Annotated in this window: 1 protein-coding gene and 1 pseudogene; both read left to right on the plus strand. The window is 59.1% G+C overall.

The genetic code is table 11. From position 1 onward, the window contains the following. Positions 1-90: 90 nt before the first annotated feature. Positions 91-2,106 carry a YegS/Rv2252/BmrU family lipid kinase gene (locus NW844_RS12565; RefSeq protein ID WP_414336127.1) on the plus strand — a complete coding sequence of 672 codons (2,016 nt, stop codon included), beginning with the start codon at positions 91-93 and terminating at the stop codon, positions 2,104-2,106. A 7-nt stretch (positions 2,107-2,113) separates the two neighbouring features. After that, positions 2,114-2,912: pseudogene (locus tag NW844_RS12570) on the plus strand (transposase); the annotation flags it as partial.

Below are 2,912 nucleotides of genomic sequence, written 5' to 3' on the forward strand. Positions count from 1 at the left end.
GCAGAAGTGCCGCAAGAATCCTCTTAACTCTTGCCTAATGCCTCTGAGCACCTGGCATCCTATTTGGGGTGCCATTTTTCGAGTTGGCCCATGAAACCCGGGATCCTGATCTCAGCAGCAGCCAACCAAGAAGCCGCCTTGCTCGAGCTGCTCACACAGCAGCGCGCCCTGGTCTCGCGGTTTTGCTGGATTGTCGAGGGATCCCTAGCCGCCCATTTGACCCAACACCCCAGGCTGACGGTCAAAACCGTTGCCTCTAGGGCAGAATGGCATGCTCAACTTTTTGAGGATAGTACCCAAGCCGTCATTGCCCTCTGGGATCCGACAGCAGATCCGGCCGGGTTGGCAAAGTTGGTTCAAAATTGCCAAGAAGCAAATCTTCCGCTGGCGCTGAATGTGCCCACTGCCCGAGCGCTGCTGCTCTCGTTGGTGGAGCAACGCCTGGGCTATTTGATCTTCAACCCCATTGCTGGCCAAGGGGATGAAACCCAACAACTGGCCCTGGTGCGGCAACGCCTATCCGCTGGGATCCGCCTGCAGGTGTTGCTGACCGAGCCGGAGCGCGATGCCAAAAGCCTGGCAGAAGAAGCCCTGGCCGCCCGTCCCGATCTGATCATCGCTTCCGGTGGCGATGGCACGGTTTCAGCCGTGGCCGGGGTACTGTTTGGCTCCGGCATTCCCCTGGGGGTGATCCCGCGCGGTACGGCCAATGCTTTTGCTGCAGCCCTGGGGATCCCAACTGATTTGGAAAGGGCTTGCGATCTAATCTTGGCCGGATCGACACGGGTGATGGATGCCGCTCGCTGCAATGGGCAGCCGATGATCCTGCTGGCCGGGATCGGGTTTGAAGCGGAAACGGTCGAACGCGCTAGCCGCGAATTGAAAAGTCGCTTGGGATCGCTAGCCTACTTGCTGGCGGGGTTACAACAACTGGCGAACCAGCAACCCTTTCAAGTGACGCTCCAAGTGGATGGAGCCGAGCTGCAGCACTTGCAAGCCACTGCCCTGACCATTGCCAATGCTGCACCGGCCACCTCTGTGCTTGCCCAGGGCCGTGGGCGCGTCAATCCGACGGATGGGCAACTGGATGTGACGGTGGTGCGCGGCCAAGATGACCCCAATTCAGGCAGGCTGTCCCAGGCGTTGGCGCGACGGGTGCAACCGCTCGGGGATATGGTGCATCTGCTGGGGGCCTCTCTGGCCAAGCAGGTGCCGCAACTGAAAGGGATCCTCACCTTCAAAGCTTCCCGCATCCGGGTTGAGGCAACCCCACCCCAAAAGGTGGTCGTCGATGGAGAAGTGGTGGGCACAACCCCCGTCCAGATCGAGGTGATCCCAGGGGGGCTGACCGTGATCGCGCCGCCTGTGCGGCGGCCTAACTTCGCCGAAAAGCTCGCCATCTTCTGGGTGAGACGGGTTTCTCCGAGCCTGACCCTGCTGAGCACAACCGTTGGCCTGGGCGGGATCCTCGGCTCGGCTCTGGCCCTTTGGGGACTGACTCTGGCTTTGCAAGGACTGGCGCCCTCCAGTCAAGCCATCGATGTATGGATTTTGCAGTGGCTGCGCCGGGCCAGCCCTTGGCCAGATCCCTTGGCTTGGGTGGGGTGGGGGTTAGGGCATCCGATTGGGCTGGTGAGCTTGACCGCCTGTGGATGGGTTTTGCTCTGGCGCAGCCAACAAAGACGAACGGCTTGGGGGCTGTTGGTTGCAGCCTTAGGAGCTGCCGTGATCGCCGGGATCCTAAAGCCCACTTTTTCTCGGGCCCGCCCAGATCTTTGGGATCCCATTCTTGCAGAGACAGGCCACAGCTTTCCCAGTGGACAGGTCATCGCAGCAACGGCAATCTACGGTCTGTTGGGCTATCTGCTGGCAAGGTATTATCCTGCTCAGCGGCGCTGGATCGGGGGCGGCGTGCTGGGGATCCTACTCCTCATTGGTTTCAGCCGGGCCTACTTGGGGTTGAACTGGCCCAGCGATCTGCTGGCCGGATATAGCCTGGGGGCTTTGTGGTTCCTTTTTTGCATCACCTTTCTGCGGATTCAGCTAGAAACCGCAGGAGCCCCGCCCCGTAGGGTCAGGGTCGGGAGAAATGCGGATGACGTATGATTGCAACATGACCCAAGTTTTAACTATCTCCTGCAAGCTCAAGGTATCTGCTTCGCAAGCCGTGAAGCTAGAGGCAACCTTGTCGGCTTTTGCACAAGCACTCCTCGCGCCAGCGGGCCGTAGGCCTTACTGGGTCAACCAAAACACACCAGAGAAGGTGGTCAACCCAGTCAAGCTCCAATCTCTCTGCTACCGCGCAATTCGTACCCGCTTTGGGCTATCCAGCAACCTGGCACAACAGGTGTGCAGAAGGTTGGCCGCTGCCCGCAAGGTTGCCCAGCAAAAAAATCGTCCGGTCAAAGCGTTCAAGTCTGGCTTCGTTACCTACGATGCCCGCATCTTCTCTTTCCGCGAGAAGGACTGGACGGTGTCGCTGACCACCGTTGAGGGACGCGAACGCTTTGAGCTGGATATAGGTAACTACCAGCGCGGCATGCTGGCCGGTTCTCATCCCAAAGCAGCCACATTGGTCAAACGCCAAGACGGTTCTTACTACATCCAGATTGGCGTGGAGCACGACCCACCGGAGCCACGAGACACCACCAGGGCGATTGGTGTGGATTTGGGTAGGAGAGATATTGCCCATACTTCTGAGGGAGAGAACTGGAATGGACAGCAGTTGAACCAGGTCAGAGACCACTACTCTGGGTTGAGGGCGGCTCTGCAACGCAAGGCCGGTAAGGGCACCACTCGGCGAAAATGTCGGCAACTGCTGCAACGGCTGTCTGGTCGGGAGAGACGCTTTCAAACTTGAACCACTGCATCTCCAAAGCGATTATTTCTAGGGCGACCGTTTTATTGCCTTG

This window comes from Synechococcus sp. H55.2, from assembly GCF_047462495.1.
GTDB lineage: Bacteria > Cyanobacteriota > Cyanobacteriia > Thermostichales > Thermostichaceae > Thermostichus.